Source organism: Spirillospora sp. CA-142024 (assembly GCF_050942325.1).
In the GTDB taxonomy this organism is placed as follows: Bacteria; Actinomycetota; Actinomycetes; order Streptosporangiales; family Streptosporangiaceae; genus Spirillospora.
Window position 1 is genome coordinate 6,144,205 of the sequence record NZ_CP192077.1, and the last position, 22,112, is coordinate 6,166,316.

A 22,112-nucleotide genomic window follows, 5' to 3' on the forward strand; every position below is an offset into this window, starting at 1 on the left:
GGAGGCCGCCGATTGTCCTAGGGCACCGATAGCTTCGGTGGTGTGAGGGATCGGTGGTCTCGGGAGCAGGTGGCCGGGCTTGCGCCGGACGCTGCGGGCGCCAAGGCGGCGGGCGGTGTCGCCAAGCCTGCCAAGTGGGGTCGGACGGGGTGCGATGACGAGGCCGTCTGGGGCGAGTGCCAGGGCAGCGGCGCGTCCGTCTACCGGGCGTGCGCCGATCTGACTGGGCCCGCGTTCCGGTGCACGTGTCCGAGCCGGAAGTTCCCGTGCAAGCACGCGCTCGGGCTGCTGCTCCTGTGGGCGGACGGCGTGATCGAGGCCGGGACGCGGCCGGGGTGGGCCGCCGAGTGGATCGAGGAGCGGCGGGAGCGCGCCGAGAAGGCGGCGGAGCGCAGGGTCGCGTCGGCGGCCAGAGGGCGGGATCCGAAGACGGCCGAGCGGCGGGAGCGGCGGGTCGACGACGGGCTCGCCGAACTCGACCAGTGGCTCCGGGACCAGGTCGCGCACGGGCTCGCCCAGGCGGAGAAGGCCCCCTACCGGTTGTGGGACGACGCGGCGCGGCGGCTGGTCGACGCGCAGGCGGGCGCCCTCGCCGGGCAGGTCAGGGGGCTCGCCGCGATCCCGCGCCGCCCGGGCTGGCCCGACCGCCTGCTGGAGGAGTACGCGCTGCTGCGGCTGCTCGTCCGGGCCCACCGGCGGCGGGACGAGCTGCCCGAGGGGTTGCGTGAGACCGTCCGGTCGCGGGTCGGGTTCACCGTCCCGCAGGAGGAGGTCCTGAGCGGCGGGGAACGCGTCCGGGACCAGTGGTGCGTGACGGGGTCGCACGACACCGCGCAGGATCTGCTGACCACGCGGCGGGTATGGCTTCGCGGGCGGCGGACGGGGCGTCCCGCCCTCGTGTTGTCGTTCGCCGCACCGGGCACATCCCTGGACGCGTCGCTGGTCGTGGGTACGGAAGTCGACGCCGGGCTGGCCTTCTATCCGGGATCGCAGCCGTTGCGGGCGCTGGTCGCCGACCGGCATGGGGCGGCTGTGGCGAGCGCGCCCGCCGGGACGTCCGTCCAGGGATTCCTGGACGAGCAGGCGGCGGCCCTGGCGCGGGATCCCTGGCTGGACCGCTGGCCCGCGACGCTGGAGAACGTCCGGCTGGCGCGCGCCGAAGGAGGCGACCTTTACGTGGCCGACGAAGCCGGGGACGCGCTGCCCCTGCGGATGGGCGACCCGTGGCGGCTGCTCGCCCTGTCGGGCGGCGGGCCCGTCACCCTGGCCGGGGAGTGGAGCCCGCGCGGCCTTCGCCCGCTGGCGGCCTGGCACGAGGACGAGGGGACGGTGATCCTGTGACCGCGTGGAGCGAGCACGTCACCGCCGCTCTCCTCGGCACCGAGCGCCGCGACCCGCCCGTCCTGCCCGCGGCCCCCGCCGGGAACGGCGACAGGGCGGGACGGCTGCTCGACCAGGCGGCGCTGCTGGCCGTCCAGCGGCGGGCCGGGCGCGTGCCGGCGCCGGTCACGGCCGAGCCGGTCGCGCTCGCCCCGGTGGAGGACGTCCCGGTGGTGCCGGAGGCGGCGGCCGTGCGGCTGCGGCGGATCCTGGCCGGGGAGCAGATCCGGGTGCTGCCCGAATGGCTGGACGCGGCGGCTGCGCGTGGCTTCCGCGTGCCCGCCCAGGCCCTTCCGGACCTGCTGGAGCGGGGGCGCAGCGATCGGGTGCTGCGGCCGTCGATCGCGCGGGCGGCCGGGAGGCGGGGCGTCTGGCTGGCCCTGCAGAACACCGACTGGGCTTATCTGGTGGGCTCGGGGGACGACCCCGGCGGCGGCGCCGAAGTGTGGGAGACCGGGACGCGCAACCGGCGCGTGGCCTATCTGACCAGGCTCCGCGGGTCCGAGCCGGAGCGCGCGCGGGAACTGCTGCGCGCGACGTGGGCGAAGGAGCCCGCCCCCGACCGCGCGGCGTTCCTCGCCACGTTCGAGCACGGGCTGTCGCTGGACGACGAAGCGTTCCTTGAGGACGCCTTGGAGGACAGGGGCAAGGACGTCCGGCAGCTCGCGTCCGACCTGCTGGCCCGCCTGCCCGGATCCGCGTACGGAGAGCGGATGGCCGCGCGTGCCCGGGCCTGCCTGACCCCGCAGGCCCGGACGGAGCGGGGCCGGAAGCAGACCTGGATCCGGGTGGATCCGCCGCAGGCCCACGACGAGGACATGGCGCGCGACGGCGTCCCGTTCCATCCGGTCGGATCGTTCGCGCCGCGCGGCGGGGGCGCTCCGGTCGGGACCCGGGCCGCGTGGCTGCGGGAGATCCTCGCCCGCACCCCGCTGTCCACCTGGACGGAGCTGTTCGGGCTGCCTCCCATGGAGATCGTCTGCCTCCCGGTCCCGGAGGCGGACGGGCGGGACGTCCACATCGGATGGGCCCGGGCCGCACTCGGCCAGCGCGACGGCGGATGGGCCCGGGCGCTGCTCAAGGGCGGCGTGATGGTGGACGAGCCGGAGGCGCTCGCCGACCTGCTGTCCGTCCTGCCCGACGACGAGCGCGACCGGGCCGCGGCCGGCCTGATCCGCTGGGTGGAGGGGCGGCCCGATCTGCTGCGGGTCCTCGAACGGGTCCCCGGGCCGTGGACGGGGCCGCTCGCGTCGGCGGTGGCCGGGACGCTCACCGCGTCCGCCGAGCGTCCCACGCGGCGCGACGAGCACCTGGTCACGCAGCTGTGCCGGCTCGCCGACCAGCGGCTCGACCCCGCCGCGGCGGCCCGCCTGGAGGAGCTGGAACCGGCGGCCCCGCGCGCCGTCACCGACCTGATCGCGACCCTGCGGTTCCGCGACGAGATGCTGAAGGAGCTCACGTGACAGACGACGCCGTCCTGCGGCCGCACGCCGAGCAGGACCACGCCGGCGAGCTGGCGCGGCTGGCCGAGCACGACGACCGGCCGCGGCCGCCCGGCTGGCGGCTGTCGCCGTGGGCCGTCACCACCTACCTGCTCGGCGGGGAACTGCCCGACGGCACCGCGATCGGCCCGAAGTACGTGGGGCCGCGGCGGCTGATGGAGGTCGCGGTGGCGACGCTGGCGACCGACCGGGCGCTGCTGCTGCTCGGCGTCCCCGGGACGGCGAAGACCTGGGTCTCGGAGCATCTCGCCGCCGCGATCAGCGGCGACTCGACGCTGCTGGTGCAGGGGACGGCGGGCACGGCGGAGGAGGCGATCCGCTACGGGTGGAACTACGCGCGGCTGCTGGCCGAGGGCCCGTCGGAGCGGGCGCTGGTGGAGAGCCCGCTCATGCGGGCGATGCGGCGCGGCCAGGTCGCCCGCATCGAGGAGCTGACCCGGATGCCGTCCGACGTCCAGGACACCCTGATCACCGTCCTGTCGGAGAAGACGCTGCCGGTGCCCGAGCTGAACACAGAGGTGCAGGCGCGCAAGGGCTTCACGGTCATCGCAACGGCCAACGACCGCGACCGGGGCGTGAACGAGCTGTCCAGCGCGCTGCGCCGCCGCTTCAACACGGTCGTGCTGCCGCTGCCGGAGAGCGCGGAGGACGAGGTCGGCATCGTCGCCCGCCGCGTCGACCAGATCGGCGCGGGGCTGGAGCTGCCCGAGACCCCGGCGGGCCTGGAGGAGATCCGCCGCGTGGTCACGGTGTTCCGCGAGCTGCGGTCCGGGGCCACGGCCGACGGGCGCACCAAGCTGAAGTCGCCCAGCGGGACGCTCAGCACCGCCGAGGCCATCTCGGTGATCACCAGCGGGCTGGCGCTGGCCGCGCACTTCGGCGACGGGGTGCTGCGCGCCGCCGACGTCGCGGGCGGGATCGTCGGCGCCGTCGTCCAGGACCCCGTGTCCGACCGGGTGGTCTGGCAGGAGTACCTGGAGGCGGTCGTCCGGGACCGTCCCGAGTGGCGCGACTTCTACCGCGCCTGCCGGGAGGTCTCTTGAGCCAGGTCGAAGTCTTCGGCGTCCGGCACCACGGGCCGGGGTCGGCCCGTGCGCTGCGCGGCGCCCTTGAGGACTTCAAGCCGGACGCGGTGCTCATCGAGGGGCCGCCCGAGGCGGACGCGATCGTGGAGCTGGCCGGCGACGAGGGGATGGTCCCGCCGGTCGCGCTGCTCGCCTACTCCCCCGCCCCCGGGCCCGGCGACGGCGACCGCAGGGCCGCGTTCTGGCCGTTCGCCGAGTTCAGCCCGGAATGGCAGGCGATCCGGTACGCCCTGTCCGCCGGAGTCCCCGTCCGGTTCTGCGACCTGCCGGCCGCGAACCAGCTCGTCCCGGCCGACGACGAGGCCCCGCCCGGTGAGCCGCCCGCCGAGCCGCCCGGTGGGCCGGAGCCCGGGCCGGACGGGCCCGCCGCGGCGGAGCGGGCCGCGGAGGGCATCCGGCTCGACCCGCTGGGCTGGCTGGCGAAGGCCGCCGGGTACGACGACGCCGAACGCTGGTGGGACGACGTGGTCGAGCACCGCGGCGGCGGCCCCTCACCGTTCCCGGCGATCGCGGAGGCCATGGCGGAACTGCGGGCCCAGCTGGCCGCGCCGCCGGACGAGGCCGCGTCCGCCGGCCTGCCGCCCGGCCACCTGCGCCGCGAGGAGCAGCGCGAGGCCCACATGCGCCGGACGCTGCGCCGCACCCTGCGGGAGGGCCACGAGCGGGTCGCGGTGGTCTGCGGCGCCTGGCACGTCCCGGCCCTGCTGGCCAAGGTCCCGGCGACGCGCGACGACCGGACGCTGCGCGGCCTGGCGAAGACCAAGGTCGCCATGACCTGGGTGCCGTGGACGCACGGCCGGCTCGCCGGACGCTCCGGCTACGGCGCCGGGGTGCGCTCCCCCGGCTGGTACCACCACCTGTTCACGGCCCGCGACCGCCCGATCGAGCGCTGGCTCACCGCCGCCGCCCGCGTCCTGCGCGAGGAGGACCTGCACGTCTCCTCCGCGCACGTGATCGAGGCCGTCCGCCTCGCCGAGACCCTGGCCGCGCTGCGCGGGCGTCCCCTCGCCGGGCTGGACGAGGTCACCGAGGCGACCCGGGCCGTGCTGTGCGAGGGCGCCGATCTGCCGGTCGAGCTGATCCAGAACCGCATGGTGGTCGGCGAACGGCTCGGCGCCGTCCCGGAGCGGACCCCGATGGTGCCGCTCCAGCGCGACCTGCAGGCCGAGCAGCGGCGGCTGCGGCTCAAGCCGTCCGCGCTCGGCAAGGAGCAGGACCTCGACCTGCGCAAACCCACCGACCTGGAGCGCAGCCGCCTGCTGCACCGCCTCCGGCTGCTGGACGTCCACTGGGGCGTGCCGGCCGAGAGCCGCTCCAAGGGCACGTTCCGCGAGACGTGGACGCTGGTCTGGCGTCCCGAGTTCGACGTCGAGCTGATCGAGGCGGGCGCGTGGGGCACCACCGTCCGCGGCGCGACCACGGCCCGCGCCGAGGCGCTGGCCACGGACGCCGCCACCCTCGCCGACCTGACGTCCGTCGCCGAGCGCTGCCTCCTCGCCGACCTCGGCGACGCGCTCCCCACCGTCATGCGGGCGCTCGCCGACCGGGCCGCCGTCGACACCGACGTCGCGCACCTGATGTCGGCGATGCCCGCCATCGTCCGCGCGCTGCGCTACGGCGACGTCCGCGCGACCTCCACCGGCCCGCTGCGCACCGTCGCCGACGGCCTCGTGGTGCGGGTCTGCGTCGGCCTCCCGCCCGCGATCACGGGCCTGGACGACGACGCCGCCCGCGAGTTCCTCGGCCACGTCGACGCCGTCCACGGCGCCCTGTCCCTCCTCGCCGACGAGGGCCACATCGAACGCTGGCGCCGCACCCTGGAGGGCCTCCTCGCCCGCCCGGACAGCCTGCACGGCCTCATCGAGGGCCGTCTCACCCGCCTCCTCCTCGACGCCGGGCGCCTGGACGACGTCCCCGACCGGATGGCGCGCGCCGTCTCGGCCGGCGCCGCACCCGACCGCGCCGCCGCCTGGGTCGAGGGGTTCCTGTCCGGAGGCGGCCTCCTCCTCATGCACGACGAGGCCCTCCTGCGGCTCGTCGACGAGTGGATCTCCGGCCTGCCCGCCGGCCCGTTCACCGACGTCCTCCCCCTCCTGCGCCGCACCTTCGGCGCCTTCCCCGCCGCCGAACGCCGCACCATAGGCGAGCGGCTCCGCCGGCGTGACAGGCCCGCGGCCGGCACATCTCCCCCGCACGAGGACGACGTGGACGAACATCGCGCGGCGCCGGCGGCGGACACGGCCCTGCGCATTCTCGGCTGGACGCACTCATGACCATTCGGCGTGTCGAGCCGAGCCCCGGACGCGGACGGAAGGTGCGGGCGTGAGCGAGGAAGGCATGGCCGAGGACCGGCTGCGGCGGTGGCGGCTGGTGCTCGGAGGCGAACGCGCCGACGGGACCGGGGCGACGCTCGCCGGGGACGACGCGCGGATGGACGGGGCGCTGGAGAAGCTCTACGGGGCCGGCGGGGACGAGGGGCGCTCCCGGCCGGGGCGGCGCAGCGCCGGGCTCGGGGATTCGGCGCCGTCGGTGGCGCGGTGGCTCGGCGACATCCGCACGTACTTCCCCTCCAGCATCGTGCAGGTGATGCAGAAGGACGCGATCGAGCGGCTCGACCTCACCCGGCTGCTGCTGGAGCCCGAGATGCTGGAGGCCGTCGAACCGGACGTCCACCTGGTCGGGACGCTCCTGTCCCTCAACCGGGTGATGCCCGACAAGGCCCGGGAGTCGGCGCGGGCGGTGGTGCGCAAGGTCGTCCGCGATCTGGAGCGGCGGCTGGCGCAGAAGACGCGGTCGGCGGTCCGAGGGGCGCTCGACCGGTCCGCGCGGGTACTGCGGCCGAGGCGGCTCGCCGACGTGGACTGGGAGCGGACGATCCGCGCGAACCTGCGGCACTACCTTCCCGAGCACGGGACGCTCGTCCCGGAACGGCTGATCGGGTACGGGCGGCGCCGGCAGGCCGTCAAGCGGGACGTGGTGCTCGCGATCGACCAGAGCGGGTCGATGGCGGCGTCGGTCGTGTACGCGAGCGTGTTCGGGGCCGTGCTCGCGTCGATGCGGTCCCTGCGGACGTCCCTGGTGGTGTTCGACACCGGCGTGGTGGACCTGACCGACCAGCTGCACGATCCGGTCGAGGTGCTGTTCGGCACCCAGCTCGGCGGCGGTACCGACATCAACCGGGCCATCGCCTACTGCCAGGGGCTCGTGGCGCGGCCGGCCGACACGATCCTCGTGCTGATCAGCGACCTGTACGAGGGCGGGATCCGGGACGAGATGCTCCAGCGGGTCGCGGCGCTGACGGCTGCGGGCGTCCAGGTCGTGGTGCTGCTCGCGCTGTCGGACGAGGGCGCGCCCGCCTACGACCACGAGAACGCGGCGGCGCTGGCCGCGATGGGCGTGCCGGCGTTCGCGTGCACGCCGGACGCGTTCCCCGGGCTGATGGCCGCCGCGATCGAGCGCCGCGACCTGAAGGAGTGGTCCGAGCGCAACGCCTCAGACGGGTGACCTGGCCAGGCCGCGGGCCAGCAGCACCACGACGAGGGCGGTCAGGAGCGCGTGCCCCACGAGCGCGGACACCTGGATCTCGACGAGCGCGCCCCACGCCGCCCACATCGCGACCCGGGCCACGCGCGCGGCCATCACCGTCCCGGCGGCCGGCCGGCTGCCGCGCCACGCGAGGATCACCGCCACGAGCGTGACCACCGCCACGACGGCGAACGAGGAGGCCACCACGGGCAGCAGGGCGCCGCGATGCCCCTCGGAGAGGGACGGCCGGGCGATCAGGATCGCCAGGGCGGCGACGTCCAAGGCGGCGAGGAAACCCGCGAGGAGCAGGCCGATCACCACGGCCGGGCCGCGCCGCAGCCCGCGGTACCTCCACGGAGGCGGGGCCGCGGCCCTCTCCGCGGCCCGGCCCGCGGTCTCGTCCGCGGTTCCGCTCACGGCTCCGTCCGCGGCCCACGGCGCCTGCCCCGGACCGGCGGTGTAGGTGACCGTTCCCGGCTCCTCCGTGGCGGGCCCGGAACCGCCGGGCGGGCCGGCCTCCCCCGTGGTCCACGGCTCGGGCCACGGGGCGGGGGCCGTCGGAGCGGAGGGCGCCGCGGAGGAGGCCGTCGGGGCGGGGGCCGTCGGAGCCGAGAGGTTCTTGGGCACGACGTCCAGGTCCGGGAGCCGCTCACGCTGGCCGAGCAGCCACAGGAGGACGTCCTCCGAGGCGGGGCGTGCCTTCGGGTCCTGGGCGAGGCAGGCGTCGGCGACCTCCGCGAGCGGCTCCGGCAGGACGCGGAGGTCGGGTTTCTCGTTCATGATCCGGTACATCACGGTGGGAGGCGGGCCGCCGGCGAACGGGTCCCGGCCGGTGGCGGCGAACAGCAGGGTGCTCGCCCAGGCGAACATGTCGGTGGTCGGCTCGACGTGGCCGGTGAACTGTTCGGGCGCCATGTACGCGGGGGTGCCGACGACCTGGCTGGTCAGCGTGGCTCCCGCGTCGAACGCGCGGGCGACGCCGAAGTCGATCACGCGCGGCCCGTCCGGGCCCATCAGCACGTTCTGCGGCTTGAAGTCGCGGTGCACGACGTTCGCGCGGTGGATCGCCGACAGCGCCGTCACCGAGCTGATCGCCAGGCGGTCGAGGTCGGCTCCGGTGCGCGGCCCCTCGTCGTGGACGAGGGCGCGCAGCGACGGCCCAGGCACGTACTCGCTGACGATGTAGGGACGGTCGTCCGCCATGTCGGCGGCGAGCATCTGCGCGGTGCAGAACCCGGCGACGCGCTGGAGCAGGGCCAGCTCGCGGACGAACCGTTCCCGCGCGCCGGCGTCGCGCAGGAGCTGGGCGTGCAGCAGCTTGATCGCGACGCGGGGCGGTTCGGCGCCCGGTTCGGCCGGCCGGCCGAGGTAGACCACGCCCTGGCCGCCGGCGCCGATCCGGCCCAGCAGTTCCCAGCCGCCGAGGCGGGTGGGGTCGGCCGCGGTGAGGGGAACCGGGCTCACCATTCGTACCCCCCGTGAGAAATATGGGCCTTCACCGGGCACAAATCCACTCTGCCCGGCATCAAAGAGTATAGGTTCGGCCGGCCCGGAGCGGGGAGACGACGCATGATTGAGATCTTTTCGGCAATTGCACGGCACAGGGCGCTCACCGCGTCCGCCGCGGCACTCGTGGCGGCGGCGGGCATGCTGTCCGGCTGCAGCGACGCGGGCGCGACCATCACGCGGCTGACCGTGGGTTCGCCGGGCCCCGACCCTTACACGCTGGTGTCGAACACCGACAAGACGGGCGTGAAGGACCGGCCGCGGGCCGGCGGCACGAAGGTCGGCGACTCTCCCGGCCTGTACGGCGGGACGCGGCAGGCGTCGACCTGCGACCGGCAGAAGCTCGTGGCGTTCCTGCAAGCCAACCCGGACAAGGCGCGCGCCTGGGCGGGCGCGCAGGGCATCCCGGTGAGCGACATCCCGAGGTATGTGTCCCGGCTGACCCCGGTGCTGCTGCGCACCGACACGCTCGTCACCAACCACGGCTACTCGAACGGGAAGGCGACGAGCGGCCCCGCCGTCCTGCAGGCCGGAATGGGCGTTCTGATCAATGGCTACGGGGTGCCCACCGTGAAGTGCAATTGCGGCAATCCCCTGACCCCTCCGGCAAAAAAGATCTCCACTCGGAACGCGTCCTACGGTGGCCGATCCTGGCCGGGATTCGAGAAACGGAATGTGACCCGGATCAGTCCGCGGGATTCCCGGAAGGGCACGATCGTCACCTTCGTCCTCGTCGACCCGGAGGCGACGATGGGGTTCGAGCGGCCCCGCGCCACCGCGGGACCGGCGGACGGCCCGCCGGTCGCGCTGCCGCCGACGGAGACGGAGGTCCCGACCGGCGACTCCCCCGCGCCGTCCGACTCCGGCCTGGAGTCCCCCGGCACCGAGTCGCCGGGCACGCAGTCGCCGGGCACCGAGTCGCCCGGGACGGAATCACCGGGCACCGAGTCGCCCGGGACGGAGACGCCCGCTCCGGGGATCTCCCCGGAATCACCGGGCGTGACCCCGCAGGAGCCGGGTACGGGAACGGGCGGGATGGTGCCGCCCGGGGACGGGCCGCAGAGCCCGATCTCGCTCCCGCCATCGGAGGAGCCCGCCCCTGTGGTCTCCTGACCTGGGCGGTCTCCTGACCTGGGCGTTCGCACCCCGGGCGGCCGCCCGGCCCGGGGTGCGATATATTTGCTCATATGAGCAGTGCTTCAGACGTTGTTCCCGCCGACGCGTGCGCCGTCCGCGTGGTCGATGCCGAGAAGGTCGCCGTCGTCGCCGGGTCCCTGCCGGACGCCGAGACGATCACCGAGCTGGCGCAGGTGTTCGGGCTGCTGTCCGACCCCGGCCGGCTGCGGGTGATCATCGCGCTGCTCGAAGGCGGGGAGATGTGCGTGTGCGACATCGCCGCGTCCTGCGGGCACTCGGAGTCGGCGGTCTCGCACGCGCTGCGGCTGCTGCGCGCCAACCGCGTCGTCCGGGTCCGCCGGGCCGGCCGGATGGCCTACTACCGGCTGGACGACTCGCACGTCCGGCTGCTGCTCGATCTCGCCCTCACCCACGTCGGACACGGGGAGGAGGGCACATGATCGGGGAGCAGGCGTCCGGACGGCACGACAGCGGGCACGGGCACGGCCACGGGCACGGGCACGCCGTCTCGGCGGGCGCCGACAGGCGGCTCCTCACCGCCGCGCTGGCGCTGATCCTCGCCTACATGTCGGGCGAGGTGGCCATCGGCTTCGTCGCCGGCTCGCTCGCGCTGATCACCGATGCCGCGCACATGATGACGGACGCGTTCGCGATCGCGCTGGCGCTGGTCGCGATGCGCATCGCCGCGCGCCCGCCGAAGGGCGGCTTCACCTTCGGCCTGCGCCGCGCCGAGATCCTGTCCGCGCAGCTCAACGGGCTGACGCTGATCCTGCTCTCGGTCTACTTCGTGTACGAGGGCGTCCGGCGGCTGGTCGAGCCGCCCTCCGTCGAGGGCCAGTTCGTCTTCTGGACGGCCGTCGCGGGCATCGCCGTCAACATCGCGGCGACCGTGCTGATCAGCCGGGCCGACCGGCGCAGCCTGAACGTCGAGGGCGCGTTCCAGCACATCCTCAACGACCTGTTCGCGTTCATCTCGACCGCCGTCGCGGGCCTGGTCGTGTGGACGACCGGCTTCACCCGCGCCGACGCGATCGCCTCGCTGCTGGTGGCCGCGCTGATGCTCAAGTCCGGATACCGGCTGCTGCGCGACGCGGGCCGGGTGCTCATGGAGGCCGCGCCCGCCGGCATCGACCCGTCCGAGCTCGGCACCCGGCTCGCCGGGCGCCCGTGCGTGGAGGAGGTCCACGACCTGCACGTCTGGGAGGTCAGCTCCGGCTACCCTGCGCTGTCGGCGCACGTGCTCGTCGACATCCAGGGCGACTGCCACGCCGTCCGCCGCGATCTTCAGGAACTGCTGCGCGACTGGTACGGGATCACGCACACGACGCTGGAGGTCGACCACCTGGACGAGCCGGACGGCGGCGGGCACGGCCACTGCGACGACCCGCACGGCCCCCGCCATGTGGCGGAGGCAGGCGAGCCGCACCGGCACGCGGGCAGCGCGCCATGTGACCACTGACGCCCCTCGCGACCACGCCGCCGCCGGTACGCGGGCGGCCCGCCGCTCAGGCCAGCCCGAAGAGTCCGGCGGGGCCGTGCCAGCAGACGGAGCGCATCCAGTCGTCGCCCAGGTCGAGCGCGGCCAGCGACTCCAACTGGTGCGCGTACTCGTAGGGGATGTTGGGGAAGTCGGTGCCGAGCAGGATGCGCCCGGCCAGGCCGAGGGCGCGCAGGCGGGGCAGGAGCGCGTCCGGGAACCCGGCGAGCGAGGCGAAGCGGGTGAAGACCATCGTCGTGTCGAGGTGGACGCGGTCGTACTCGTCGGCGAGGGCGAAGAAGCCGTCGAACTCGGGCGCGCCGAGGTGCGCGACGATCGCCGTCAGGCGCGGGTGGCGGGCGAGGACCTCGCCGAACGGGCCGGGGCCGGTGTAGCCGTTGGCGACCGGGCCCGAACCGGCGTGGACGACGGCGGGCACCCCTGCGTCGGCGAGCATCCCCCACACCGCGTCGAGCTCCTTGGCGCGCGGGTCGAAGCCGCCGACCTGGAGGTGGACCTTGAACACGCGGGCACCGGTGTCCAGGGCGCGGCGCACGTAGTCCTCGACGCCGGGCTCGGGGTAGAACGTCGCGGTCTGGAGGCATTCGGGGACGCGGGCGGCGAACTGGGCGGTCCACTCGTTCAGCGACTCGGCCATGCCGGGCCGGTGCGGGTAGGCGAGCGAGGTGAACGCGCGGACGCCGAGGCCGCGCAGGAAGGCGAGCCGTTCCTCCTCCGAGTCCCGGTACCGGATGGGCCACTCGGTGCCGATCAGCGGGCCGGCCTCGTCGAAGTACCCCCAGACCGCGCTCATCAGCCGCGGCGGCATGAAGTGGACGTGCACGTCGATGATGCCGGGCAACCCGAGGGCCCGCCAGAACGCGGGGACGGCAGAATCAGAATGGGGTTCGGTCACCCCCCGACCCTAACCGGACGTCAGGTGATCTCCGCCAGCAGGGCGGGCAGCACCGCGCGGAGCTCGCGCCGCCAGTAGGGCCACGTGTGGGTGCCCCGGTAGAAGTGCGTCGAGACCGGGATGCCGAGTTTGCGCAGCTTCCCGGCGAACTCCTGGGAGACGGTGTGGGCGAGGGCCTCCAGGACGTCGGGACCGGCGCCCGGGTCGTACGGGCCCTGGGTGCCGTCGCCGGCGCTCACGTGCACGCGGACGCCGGCGAGCCGGCCCGCGAGGTCGTACGGGTTGTGCTGCCGCCACACGACACGCTGCTCGTCGGGGTCGCCCCACACGTCCGTCCAGTCCAAGGACGGCGCGCCGATGGCGACGCCGAGCTCGACGAGGTCGGCGACGTCGAGCCCGGACGGGTCGCGGTGCAGCGTGTGGACGGGACCGCTGAACGAGGCCGCCGCCCGGAAGAGGCCGCGGTGCCTGGCCGCGTACGCCAGCGCGCCGAGCCCGCCCATCGCGTATCCGGCGACGGCGCGGTCCGGCCCGGCGCGGTATCCGCGTTCCAGGATCTGCCGGAGTTCGGCGAGATGAAAGGTCTCCCACTTCGGCGTGCCGCCCGCGCCGCGATTCCACCAGTCGGTGTAATTGCCGCACGGGCCGCCGTCCGGCATGACGACGATCACATCGGCGTCCTCGGTCAGTTCCTCGATGTCGCTGTGGTCGCTCCACGCGGTGTGGCCGTCCCGGCCGGCGCCGGCCCCGTGCAGGAGCCAGAGCACCGGCCAGGTGCGGGAGGCGTCCCGTGACCAGCCGCGGGGCAGCAGGAGGCGGGCGTGCGCGACGGCGTCCAGGACGGGGGAGCCGATGGCGAGGTCGAGGACGCGGCGGCGCGGGCGGCGCTCGCCGACCACGGTCGCGCCGTCGTCGGAGGGGGCTCCGGGCGGGGCCGTGCCGCCCGCCGCGATCGAGGCGGTCAACCCGGCGACCATCACGATGAATCCCGCTCCCGCCAAACCCCGCAGCCGCATGTTCCCGCCCCGGTCATTCAGATGTGCGCCTGTGGGTAAGGATTCCCGCTGACAGCCGTGTTTCAACGCTGTGTAATCGGTTTATCAAATGTCGGGCCGGAGGTTCCGGTCCACGTTCCTTGTAGGGTGACGCGGACGAAGGGGGCGACCGGTCCAGATGCGGAGCGTCCAGATGCGGAGCAAGGCGGAGCTGGAATCGGCGATCGCGGCCGGCGGCCGCGCGGTGCTGGTGATCAACTCCCGCTCGCGGCGGGGCCGCCGGCTCTACGGCACCGCCCGCCGGCTGCTGCGCGAGGCCGGCCTCGAATTCCCGCACGTCTTCCCGGTCACCGACCCCTCCCGGCTGCGGGAGCTGTTCGCCGACGTCCTCGCGCTGGAGCCCGACCTGGTGGTGGTCGGCGGCGGGGACGGCACGGTCGCCGAGGCGGTCGGGCACCTCGCGCACCGGGACATCGCGCTCGGCGTGCTGCCGCTCGGCACCACCAACAACTTCGCCCGGAGCCTGGAGCTGCCGCTGGACCTGCCGGGCGCGGTCGAGACCCTCGCCCTCGGCCGGCCGGGCGCCGGGAAGGTCGCGGACGTGGACGTCGGCTGGTTCGAGTCGACCGGCGACCCGCAGGGCGAGGGCCCGGGCACCGACCGGGAGCACATCTTCGCGAACATGGTGAGCCTCGGCCTGTCGGTCCAGGTCGCCGAGCACGTCCCGCACACGCTCAAGAAGTTCGTCGGGCGTCCCGCCTACGCGCTCACGGCCGCGCGGCTGCTGCCCCGGCACGAGGCGTTCACCGCCCGCGTCAAGATCGACGGTGTGACGCGCGAGCTCACCACGCACCAGCTGAACATCGCCAACGGCGCGCACCACAGCGGGCAGCGCATCGCCCGCGACGCCAGCCCGGACGACCGGCTGCTGGCCGTCTACCGGCTGGGCGACGAGCGGCGGCTGCGGCTGGCGTCGGCCACGGCCCGGCACGTCCTCACCGGCCGGTGGCGGTCGCTGGAGGAGGATGCGTTCCTCACCACCGCCCAGGTCGAGATCGAGACCGACCCGCCGATGCGGGTGGACGTGGACGGCGAGATCCGCGGCCGCACCCCGGTGTCGATCAAGCTGCGCGGCAACGCGCTGCGGGTGATCGTCCCGCGGACGTTCCTCGACACGTGACCCGCCGGCCGCGGCCGCCGGTCACGCGCGGTCGTCGGCCATGGTGTAGGCGCCGGACTCCAGCCGCTCGATGAGGCCGCGCGTCCAGACGGCGGCGGAGTCGGCGGAGTGGACCCACCAGCCGAGCAGCTCGCGCAGGTGGTCGGCCGGGTCCTGCTCGTCCAGGTGCGGGGCGACGGACGCGCGCCAGCCGGCCAGGCCGTCCAGCCGCTCGCGGAGCAGCCCGACCGCCTCGGCGCGCGGCAGCTCGGTGAGGAAACCGAGGCCGGCCGTCAGCATCTCCGGATGCCGGACGTCGACCGTGGCGAGGGCGCAGCGCAGCAGCCGCAGGAATTCGGTCCGGCCGGCCTCGGTGATCTCGTAGTCGGTGTGCGGCGGCCCCGCCTCGCTCTCCTCCACCTCGTGGGCGCGCAGCAGACCCTCCTTGGCCAGCTGCCTGAGGGCGTGGTAGATCGAGCCGGGGTTCACGTGGGCCCATTCGTCCGATCCCCACGAGATCAGCTCGCGGCGGACCTCGTAACCGTGCGCCCGCCCGAACCGCCGCACCCCGCCGAGCACCAGCAGCCGCGTCGTCGACATCCGCTCCCCCTGATCGCAAACCTGTTCAGGGTAAGGGCTCCGCCCGGCGCCGCGCGCCATCCTCAGCGCTTCAGGGCGGCGAGGTCCTCCGGAGCGAGGGCCAGGTCCGCGGCCGCGACGTTCTCCTCCAGGTGGTCCGGGGAGCCGGTGCCGGGGATCGCGAGCATCACGGGCGAGAGCGCGAGCAGGCCCGCGAGGAGCACCTGCGGGACGGTCGCGCCGTGCCGGGCGGCGATCGCGTTGACGCGGGCGTCGTCCGGGATGCCGAACCCGCCGAGCGGGAAGTAGGGCGCGTAGGCGATGTGCTCGCGCTCGCACGTCTCCAGGAGCGCGGCGTCCTGCGGCTGCGTCACGTCGAACCGGTTCTGCACGGCCGCGACCGGTGCGATCCTCCGCGCCTCGTCGAGCTGCGCCGGACTCACGTGGCTCAGGCCGAGGTGCCGGATCAGGCCCTCCTCGCGCAGTCCGGCGAGGACCTCGAAGCGCTCGCCGATCGGCTCGTCCTGCGGCGTCTCCAGGCCGCCGGGCCGCAGGTAGACGAGGTCGAGGCGGTCGAGGCCCAGCTCGGCCAGGTTCCGTTCCACCTCGGCGCGCAGCCCGGACGCCGGGAGCTGCCCGGACGGGTACGGGTCGCCCGGTCCCCGGTACGGGCCGACCTTCGTGGCGACGACCAGGCCGGGCGGGTAGGGGGCGAGCGCCGCGCGGATCAGCTCGTTCGCCGCCTGGCCGTCCGGGTGGTAGTAGAACGCGGCGGTGTCGATGTGGTCCACGCCCAGTTCGACGGCCCTGCGCAGGATCTTCAGGCCGGTGCCGCGGTCGTTGGCGGGGCCGCCCCGGGTGCTCGCGGGCAGCCGCATCGCGCCGAAGCCCATCCGGGAGATCCGCAGGTCGCCGCCGAGATCGAAATGCTGTGTCATGGCTCCACTGTGCTGCGCGGACCCGTCCGGCACGAGCGGCTGGCAGCTTGCTGCCACCGTGGCAGACTGAATCCTGATGACTGTCGATATGGACCGGAATGTCGTGCTGCGCGGCGAGGCCGAGCTGGTCGAGCGCGCCGGCCGGCTGTTCCTCGCGCGCGAGGAGTTCGCCTGCGCCGCGACGGACCTGAACACGTGGGCGCTGCCGGGGTTCCGGGAACGGCTGGTCGCCGAGCGGCGCAGGATCCGGCCGCGGCCGCCCTCCTACAAGCTGCACAACCCGGCGGCGCTCGCGGACGAGGAGTCCGAGCGGCACCTGGTGGAGATGGCGAGGGCCGGAACGCGGGTGCGGATCTGCGCCACGCCGCTCCCCCACGAGACGATCATCGTGGACCGCCGGGTGGCGATCCTGGCCGGCCCGCCGGAGGCAGGCGTCCGCGAGTACACGGTCGTACGGTCGCCGAGCGTCGTGAAGGGCGTCGTGTCGCTGTTCTGGGCGACCTGGGAGACGGCGATCGAGCTGGCCGACTACCGGCGCGACCGGCCGCCCGCGCTGACCGACGAGAGCCGCCGCATCCTCCGGCTGCTCGCCGGCGGGCTGAAGGACGAGGCGGCGGCGCGGCAGCTCGGCATGTCACTGCGCACCTACCGGCGCCGCGTCGCGGAGATCCTCACCCTGCTGGACGCCGGCTCCCGCTTCCAGGCGGGCCTGCGCGCCCACGAGCTCGGCCTGATCGGATAGCCGTCCGCCGGACGCCGGTCAGCCGCCGACCAGCGGGACCAGCTTGACGAAGACCAGGTCGGGGCCGGCGGTGAGGTCGATCTCCTCCTCGAGGTCCTCCACCTGGCGGTCGGCGGCGAGCACGAAGAAGCCGTTGCCGAGGAAGGCGCGCTCGGCGATCTCGGCCTGCCGCTCCCAGTCGATGCGGCGGGCCTCGCGGAGCCGGTAGCCGTTCAGTTCCGTCTCGGCGTCGTCCGGGCGGACCAGGCCGTTGAACCGGTCGGACGGGCGCGCGTTGTGCCGGGCGACCTCCTCGCGGACCCGGAGCCTGATCAGCTCCCGGACGGTCATCCGGTCCGGCAGCCCGGCCACCTCGAACTCGGCGACGGGCCTTCCCGTCGCCGTCTCGTCCCGGAAGTTCACGGCCGGCATCAGTCACCTCGCTTGATCTGCGCCAGGATGGACTCGTCGTCGATCTCGTCGTCGGCGGCGAGGAGGAAGGCCTTGCTGAGGATGAGGGAGAGCCGCTCGTCCTCGAAGGGCAGGAACACCTTCGCCCCGGCCTTGCGGCGCTCCGGGACGATGCAGAGGAACGTGTCGTCCGGCTCCATGACGATGTTGGCCGAGCCGAGGTGGATCTTGTAGGTGCGCAGCCGCCCCCGGACGATCAGGTGGCGGCCGTCGATCGAGCAGCGGTCGGCGATCTTCGTGCGGGGCAGGACGCGCTCCAGGGCGTCCACCCGGGTCTTCGTGGATTCGCCAAGGTCGGCGTACCACTCGCGCACCCAGTACTCGTGCGCCTCACCGTCCTCCCACATGGGGTCGGCGGCGATGGACGTGACGCCCACGAACAGGTCCACGTCCCGCATCGCCTCGCTCAGCACCAGCGGCGGGACGGCGTCGAGCGGCGCCTCCCGCCAGGCACCCTCCTCGCGGCGGTCGAACATGACCCGGTTCGTCCCGGCGATCTCCTGATCGCCCTGCCAGTCGGCCAGCACGTGCGAGAACCTGACCCGCCACTCCCCCGCCGCGAGCGTGCGGACCGCTTCGTCCGCGCCGCCGCCGTCCCAGGGGCCGAGCAGGCTGCTCGTCCAGCCGCGGGCCCGGAACAGCGCGAACATCCTCCGGTAGTGGACGAGGTGCGCGGCGAACCGGTTGGAGTACGTCCCGGTCTCCTCCTCGGCGGGCGTGCGGAGGTAGATCTCGCGGAACGCCTGCTTGAACGGCTGCCGGATCCCGCGGTCGACGAGCAGGTCGCGCCACGCGCGTATCTCGTCCGGCCCGGATCCGATCGGGTGCCACAGGCGGACGGCCGCGTCATCGGCGGCGTCCGGGAGTTCGCCGGTCGCCGGGAGGACGGCCCGCCGGTCGCCGGGCGCGACCTCGATCCGCCAGATCAGCGTGCGCACCGTGGGCCCGGCGATCGGGTGGCGGAGGAGCGTGTCCCGCCAGCGGCCGAACGGGTGGGCGGCGTCGACGGTGAAGCCGCCCTCCAGCGCCCGCGCGAGGGTGACCAACTGGGCTGAGACCCGTTTCACGAGGTCGCGCAGCTCCTTGACCGCGTCCTTGTGGTCGCGGCGGACGGGCGCGGGGACGCCTTTCAGGGCCTTGCCGTCCTTCTCGAAGGTCAGCTCGGCCTTGTCGGTGACGGTGACGACGGCCGTGTAGCCGCCGAGTTCCCGCCGGAGGACGCCGTCCGGGCCGAAGCCGAGATCAGGGAGGCGCAGGGCGACGTCGGTGCGCTCGGCGAGGGCCGCCTCGACCTTCTTGAGCATCTTGTCGAGTTGCTTGGGCACCCCGGCGTGGCGGACGCTCCCGCGAACGGTCCGGACCGCGGTGACCAGTTCGGGCGTGGGAAACTCCTGCGCGGCCCGGACGAGCTCGTACAGCAGCGCCTGCGACGGCAGCGTCTTCGCCTCGGTCGGGGCCACCGAGATGCCGGGCAGGAGCTGGTCGAAGAAGCCGGGAAGCCACGGCTCGTCGTTCCGCAGGACAAGGCGCACGGCGCGGCCGAGGGTCTCGACCTCGTCGGAGGCGAACGTCCTGTCGGCCCGGTAGGGGATCTCTCCGCGCTGAACGGCTCGAACACGGTCCGCGGCCGTCTCCAGGGCCCGGCGGGCGAACTCGGCATAGGCGGCGATGCCGGCGACGCGATCCCACAACTCCGGGAGGGGCGGCGGGGAGTTGTAGGACCGGCTACGGCCCAGTTCCGTCAGCAGCACACGCTCCGCCGGGGCGAGACGCAGGATGACGTCGAGTTCGTCGAGCGCGATGGGCCCCGTCACCTTCTGGCGAAGTCGTTCCGCCGTGACGTGCATGACGTCCTCGCCCGCGAGCCCGCTGATCGCGAGGAGGGCGAATCGCTGCTCGTCGCGTTTCCTGCCCAGGAGGTACTCGACCAGCGTGCGGGCCGGCCGCGCGACGTCCGGCCACGGGCCGGTGCAGCGCAGGAGCGCGCCCGCTCCGAGGTCGAGGTCCGCCCACTCGCGCTGGGCCAGGCCGCCGACGAGCGCCTCGAACATCCGCTCGCACGCCTCCGGCGTGTAGCGCGGCTGCCTGTTCTTGCCTTCGTCCTCCACCCTGAACCGGACGGAGGTCGACACGAACGGCGCCTTCGCACCGACCGCGTACGCGGCGGGCAGGAGGTCGCCGAGGTCCTGGTCGGAGAGTTCCGACAGGCCGGGGTACCAGGTGCGGAACTCCTCGTCCTCCGGCGTCGGGTCCGTCATGGCGCGCAACAGCCGTGCGGCCAGGTTCATCGGGCGCCCCTCCTGATCTGTCCCAGAATCGTCTCGTCGGTGATCTTATGGTCGGCCGCGAGCAGGAACGCCTTGCTGAGGATGAGCGAGAGCCTCTCGTCCTCGAAGGGAAGGTACGGGGTGCCCCGGCCGCCGCCTCTCGCCTGCACGATGCACAGGTAGGAGTCGTCCGGTTCCATCAGGATGTTGGACGACCCGAGGTGGATCCTGTAGGTGCGCAGCTCGCCGCGGACGACCAGGTAGCGGCCGTCGACGGAGCAGCGGCCGGCGATCTTCGTGCGCGGCAGGATGCGCTCCAGCGCGGCGCGGCGCACCTCGGCGGTCGCGGTCAGCGCCCCGAACGTCGCCTCGCGCCAGTAGGCCGCGTACCTGTCCTCGCCCCGGTCGGCCCAGTCGGGATCGGCGGCGATCGAGGTGACGCCGACGAACAGGTCCACGTCCCGCATCGCCTCGCTGAACACGGCGGGCGGGACGTCCGCGACGAGCGCCTCCCGCCATCGGCTTCCCTGCTTTCGCTCGAACCGGACCTGGTCGGTCGCGGCGTACTCCGGCGCCCAGTCGGCGTCGTCGGCCGGGTCGTGGTAGAAGCACGCCCGCCACTCGCCGCCGCCGAACTCGCCGCGCGCCTCGCCGTTGTAGCCGCCGTCGTAGCGGCCGAGGAAGTTGGCCTGCCAGCCGCGCTCCTTGAACAGCGCGTACAGCCGCCGGTAGTGGACGATGTGCGCGGCGAACCGGTTGGAGTACGTGCGCGTCTCCTCCTCGGCCGGAGTGAGCAGGTAGATCTCGCGGAACGCCTGCTTGAACGGCTGCCGGATCTGCTCGTCGACCACGCGCTCCCGCCAGGCCCGGACTTCGCCGGGCGTCGCCCGGATGGGGTGCCAGAGCCGCACCCGCACGGGGTCTCCCGTGCTCTCCAGGGAGGCGTGCCACACGCCGTCCTCGTCCTGGAACTCCCAGATGAGGCCGCGGACGACGACGCCGGTGATCGGGTGGTCGCGGTAGTGCTCGCACCATTCGCGGTAGGGCCAGACGCGGTCTTCCGACATCGTGCCCTCGACGCGGGCCCGCTCGCTCGACAGCGTTCCCCGGACCTCCTTGGCGACGGCCTTCAGCCCCTTCAGCTCGTCCGGGAAGCCGTCCTTGACCGCGGCCGGGGCCGTCCGGGAGGCGCGGCCGCCGGCGTCGGCGAAGGTGAGCCGGACGGTCGCCGCGTCCTCGACCGCGACCCGTGCCGTGTGCTCGCCGAGCGTCCGCTCCAGCGCCCCGTCCGGCCGCAGGCCATGGGCCGGGACGGTGCGCTCGATGAGCTGAGCGCGCGTGATGCCCTGCCGTTCGGCGGCGGCCTGGAGCGCGGTGTCGAGCTGCTTGCGCAGGGCCCGGTTCTTGATCTTCGCGCGCAGTCCCCACAGCACCGCGAGCGCGTCCGGGTCCTCGATCGCGCCGAGCGCGTTGATCGCCGCTCCCGCGAGCTTCAGGTCCTCGTAGAGGTCGCGGCCGGGTGCGCCCGCGCGCAGGGCGAGCGCGGAGAGCCGGGACGTGGTCTCCGCGCCGCCGGTCAGGGCCGCCGCCCAGAGGATGCCGCGCGCCACGTCCCCGTGGTTCTGGTGAACCAGGTACCGGTAGTCGTGGCCACCGCTCACCCAGTCCGCGTGCGGGCCGTGTTCGCCGGTGTCCAGCGGCTCGTCCTCCGCGAGCGCGCGCAGGCATTCGGCCACGGCGTCGCGCCCGGACGCGGCGTCGGCCAGAGAGAGGCATTCCCGGCGCCACTTCTGTGAGGGACGCGGTGCGGACAGACCGGCCAGATGCCGAACGAACCGGGCCAGCTCCAGCGTGGGCGCCGTCCTCAGGCGGTCGCGCAACGCCGCGACCCAGGGCTCGCGCACGGGCAGCAGCCCATGGGAGACGTACGCCTCGTCCATGCTCGCCAGCAGTGACCGCAACCGCCTGTCGACGGGGGCGCGCAGCCCGATCGGGACGTCCGCCCGCGCGAACCTCCGGTCGGCGCGCCGGAGCCGGGGCCCGACCTCGCGGAGGCCGCCGGCGTCGAGTCGCTGCGCGGCGGCCAGCGCGGCCTCCAGCACGGCGGCGAGCCGGTCCTCGCTCCCCCGGAGATCGATCGCGCACTGCAGCATGACCGCGACCTCGTCCGGTGTCCAGCCGTCGGTCTTCGACACCAGTCTCAGCAGCGTTCCGCGGTACTCCCAGTAGCCGTAGTCGCCGAAGCCCACCATCAGCATGAGGCAGAAGACGGCGGCGGCCCTGCCGTCACCGTCCGGGCGCCCTTCCAGATTCAGGCGGATCTCGGTTCCGGTCGGGAGGCGCCCGCCGATGTGCTCGAAGAGCGGGCGGGCCCTGTCGAGGGCGGCGAGGCGGACGCCGTCCAGGCCGTCGTTCTTGCGCGCCTCGGCGACCAGGGTGTCGTAGACCATGGCG

At 74.2% G+C, this 22,112-nt stretch carries 18 protein-coding genes; 10 read left to right on the forward strand and 8 right to left on the reverse strand.

The genetic code is table 11. The features are described 5' to 3' along the window. Positions 1–42 precede the first annotated feature (42 nt). From ACQPZP_RS29190 to ACQPZP_RS29210, 5 genes are all read left to right on the forward strand, one after another. Positions 43–1,341 (forward strand): SWIM zinc finger family protein, encoded by a 1,299-nt coding sequence (locus ACQPZP_RS29190; RefSeq protein WP_433472932.1) that lies wholly within the window; start codon positions 43–45, stop codon positions 1,339–1,341. Then, positions 1,338–2,843 (forward strand): DUF5691 domain-containing protein, encoded by a 1,506-nt coding sequence (locus tag ACQPZP_RS29195; protein ID WP_433472933.1) that lies wholly within the window; start codon positions 1,338–1,340, stop codon positions 2,841–2,843. Before ACQPZP_RS29190 ends, ACQPZP_RS29195 begins: the two co-directional genes overlap by 4 nt. Beyond that, the gene (locus tag ACQPZP_RS29200) at positions 2,840–3,925 is read left to right on the forward strand and encodes an ATP-binding protein (protein WP_433472934.1); all 1,086 of its coding nucleotides are present in this window, start codon (positions 2,840–2,842) and stop codon (positions 3,923–3,925) included. Before ACQPZP_RS29195 ends, ACQPZP_RS29200 begins: the two co-directional genes overlap by 4 nt. Beyond that, positions 3,922–6,240: a DUF5682 family protein gene (locus tag ACQPZP_RS29205; protein WP_433472935.1), complete on the forward strand. Its 2,319-nt coding sequence runs from the start codon at positions 3,922–3,924 to the stop codon at positions 6,238–6,240. The genes ACQPZP_RS29200 and ACQPZP_RS29205 overlap by 4 nt, the downstream gene beginning before the upstream one ends. 64 nt (positions 6,241–6,304) lie before the next feature. After that, entirely contained in the window at positions 6,305–7,471 is a 1,167-nt protein-coding gene (locus ACQPZP_RS29210) for a VWA domain-containing protein (RefSeq protein ID WP_433479690.1), read from the forward strand. Here ACQPZP_RS29210 and ACQPZP_RS29215 read toward each other — a convergent pair. Further along, positions 7,460–8,959: a serine/threonine-protein kinase gene (locus ACQPZP_RS29215; RefSeq protein ID WP_433472936.1), complete on the reverse strand. Its 1,500-nt coding sequence runs from the start codon at positions 8,957–8,959 to the stop codon at positions 7,460–7,462. The genes ACQPZP_RS29210 and ACQPZP_RS29215 overlap by 12 nt on opposite strands. 102 nt (positions 8,960–9,061) lie before the next feature. Between ACQPZP_RS29215 and ACQPZP_RS29220 the strand changes: the two genes are divergently transcribed. From ACQPZP_RS29220 to ACQPZP_RS29230, 3 genes are all read left to right on the forward strand, one after another. Continuing rightward, on the forward strand, positions 9,062–10,111 hold the full coding sequence (locus tag ACQPZP_RS29220) for a DUF6777 domain-containing protein (protein ID WP_433472937.1): 1,050 nt from the start codon (positions 9,062–9,064) through the stop codon (positions 10,109–10,111). 74 nt (positions 10,112–10,185) lie between these two features. Then, on the forward strand, positions 10,186–10,575 hold the full coding sequence (locus tag ACQPZP_RS29225; RefSeq protein ID WP_433472938.1) for an ArsR/SmtB family transcription factor: 390 nt from the start codon (positions 10,186–10,188) through the stop codon (positions 10,573–10,575). Further along, positions 10,572–11,594: a cation diffusion facilitator family transporter gene (locus ACQPZP_RS29230; RefSeq protein WP_433472939.1), complete on the forward strand. Its 1,023-nt coding sequence runs from the start codon at positions 10,572–10,574 to the stop codon at positions 11,592–11,594. The genes ACQPZP_RS29225 and ACQPZP_RS29230 overlap by 4 nt, the downstream gene beginning before the upstream one ends. Positions 11,595–11,640: 46 nt before the next feature. Here ACQPZP_RS29230 and ACQPZP_RS29235 read toward each other — a convergent pair whose 3' ends face one another. Then, positions 11,641–12,528 carry an amidohydrolase family protein gene (locus ACQPZP_RS29235; RefSeq protein WP_433472940.1) on the reverse strand — a complete coding sequence of 296 codons (888 nt, stop codon included), beginning with the start codon at positions 12,526–12,528 and terminating at the stop codon, positions 11,641–11,643. Between the two features lie 20 nt (positions 12,529–12,548). Then, positions 12,549–13,544, reverse strand: a complete 996-nt coding sequence (locus ACQPZP_RS29240) for an alpha/beta hydrolase (protein ID WP_433472941.1) — start codon at positions 13,542–13,544, stop codon at positions 12,549–12,551. A 172-nt stretch (positions 13,545–13,716) separates the two neighbouring features. Here ACQPZP_RS29240 and ACQPZP_RS29245 point away from each other — a divergent pair, with 172 nt between their 5' ends. Continuing rightward, positions 13,717–14,703, forward strand: a complete 987-nt coding sequence (locus ACQPZP_RS29245; protein WP_433472942.1) for a diacylglycerol/lipid kinase family protein — start codon at positions 13,717–13,719, stop codon at positions 14,701–14,703. 21 nt (positions 14,704–14,724) lie between these two features. Here ACQPZP_RS29245 and ACQPZP_RS29250 read toward each other — a convergent pair whose 3' ends face one another. Beyond that, positions 14,725–15,282, reverse strand: a complete 558-nt coding sequence (locus ACQPZP_RS29250; RefSeq protein WP_433472943.1) for a PadR family transcriptional regulator — start codon at positions 15,280–15,282, stop codon at positions 14,725–14,727. A gap of 62 nt (positions 15,283–15,344) precedes the next feature. Further along, complete coding sequence (locus tag ACQPZP_RS29255) at positions 15,345–16,199, reverse strand: aldo/keto reductase (protein WP_433472944.1); 855 nt, start codon at positions 16,197–16,199, stop codon at positions 15,345–15,347. Between the two features lie 76 nt (positions 16,200–16,275). Here ACQPZP_RS29255 and ACQPZP_RS29260 point away from each other — a divergent pair, with 76 nt between their 5' ends. Then, a complete protein-coding gene (locus ACQPZP_RS29260) occupies positions 16,276–16,941 on the forward strand; it encodes a DNA-binding response regulator (RefSeq protein ID WP_433472945.1) in 666 nt (221 codons plus the stop codon). Positions 16,942–16,959: 18 nt separating this feature from the next. Here the strand turns inward: ACQPZP_RS29260 and ACQPZP_RS29265 are convergent, their stop codons facing one another. The 3 genes from ACQPZP_RS29265 to ACQPZP_RS29275 are packed head-to-tail and all read right to left on the reverse strand — an operon-like array spanning position 16,960 to position 22,108. After that, positions 16,960–17,352: a hypothetical protein gene (locus ACQPZP_RS29265; protein WP_433472946.1), complete on the reverse strand. Its 393-nt coding sequence runs from the start codon at positions 17,350–17,352 to the stop codon at positions 16,960–16,962. Then, positions 17,352–19,679, reverse strand: a complete 2,328-nt coding sequence (locus ACQPZP_RS29270; RefSeq protein WP_433472947.1) for a DUF4132 domain-containing protein — start codon at positions 19,677–19,679, stop codon at positions 17,352–17,354. The genes ACQPZP_RS29265 and ACQPZP_RS29270 overlap by 1 nt, the downstream gene beginning before the upstream one ends. Continuing rightward, a complete protein-coding gene (locus tag ACQPZP_RS29275; RefSeq protein WP_433472948.1) occupies positions 19,676–22,108 on the reverse strand; it encodes a DUF4132 domain-containing protein in 2,433 nt (810 codons plus the stop codon). The genes ACQPZP_RS29270 and ACQPZP_RS29275 overlap by 4 nt, the downstream gene beginning before the upstream one ends. Positions 22,109–22,112: the final 4 nt, after the last annotated feature.

What these genes read in the sequence shown, in the direction of transcription:
- ACQPZP_RS29210 (WP_433479690.1), top strand. Translation starts at nt 6,305, where the DNA reads ATGGCCGAGGACCGGCTGCGGCGGTGGCGGCTGGTGCTCGGAGGCGAA.
- ACQPZP_RS29215 (WP_433472936.1), bottom strand. Translation starts at nt 8,959, where the DNA reads ATGGTGAGCCCGGTTCCCCTCACCGCGGCCGACCCCACCCGCCTCGGC.
- ACQPZP_RS29220 (WP_433472937.1), top strand. Translation starts at nt 9,062, where the DNA reads ATGATTGAGATCTTTTCGGCAATTGCACGGCACAGGGCGCTCACCGCG.
- ACQPZP_RS29225 (WP_433472938.1), top strand. Translation starts at nt 10,186, where the DNA reads ATGAGCAGTGCTTCAGACGTTGTTCCCGCCGACGCGTGCGCCGTCCGC.
- ACQPZP_RS29230 (WP_433472939.1), top strand. Translation starts at nt 10,572, where the DNA reads ATGATCGGGGAGCAGGCGTCCGGACGGCACGACAGCGGGCACGGGCAC.
- ACQPZP_RS29240 (WP_433472941.1), bottom strand. Translation starts at nt 13,544, where the DNA reads ATGCGGCTGCGGGGTTTGGCGGGAGCGGGATTCATCGTGATGGTCGCC.
- ACQPZP_RS29245 (WP_433472942.1), top strand. Translation starts at nt 13,717, where the DNA reads ATGCGGAGCAAGGCGGAGCTGGAATCGGCGATCGCGGCCGGCGGCCGC.
- ACQPZP_RS29250 (WP_433472943.1), bottom strand. Translation starts at nt 15,282, where the DNA reads ATGTCGACGACGCGGCTGCTGGTGCTCGGCGGGGTGCGGCGGTTCGGG.
- ACQPZP_RS29255 (WP_433472944.1), bottom strand. Translation starts at nt 16,199, where the DNA reads ATGACACAGCATTTCGATCTCGGCGGCGACCTGCGGATCTCCCGGATG.
- ACQPZP_RS29260 (WP_433472945.1), top strand. Translation starts at nt 16,276, where the DNA reads ATGACTGTCGATATGGACCGGAATGTCGTGCTGCGCGGCGAGGCCGAG.
- ACQPZP_RS29265 (WP_433472946.1), bottom strand. Translation starts at nt 17,352, where the DNA reads ATGCCGGCCGTGAACTTCCGGGACGAGACGGCGACGGGAAGGCCCGTC.
- ACQPZP_RS29270 (WP_433472947.1), bottom strand. Translation starts at nt 19,679, where the DNA reads ATGAACCTGGCCGCACGGCTGTTGCGCGCCATGACGGACCCGACGCCG.
- ACQPZP_RS29275 (WP_433472948.1), bottom strand. Translation starts at nt 22,108, where the DNA reads ATGGTCTACGACACCCTGGTCGCCGAGGCGCGCAAGAACGACGGCCTG.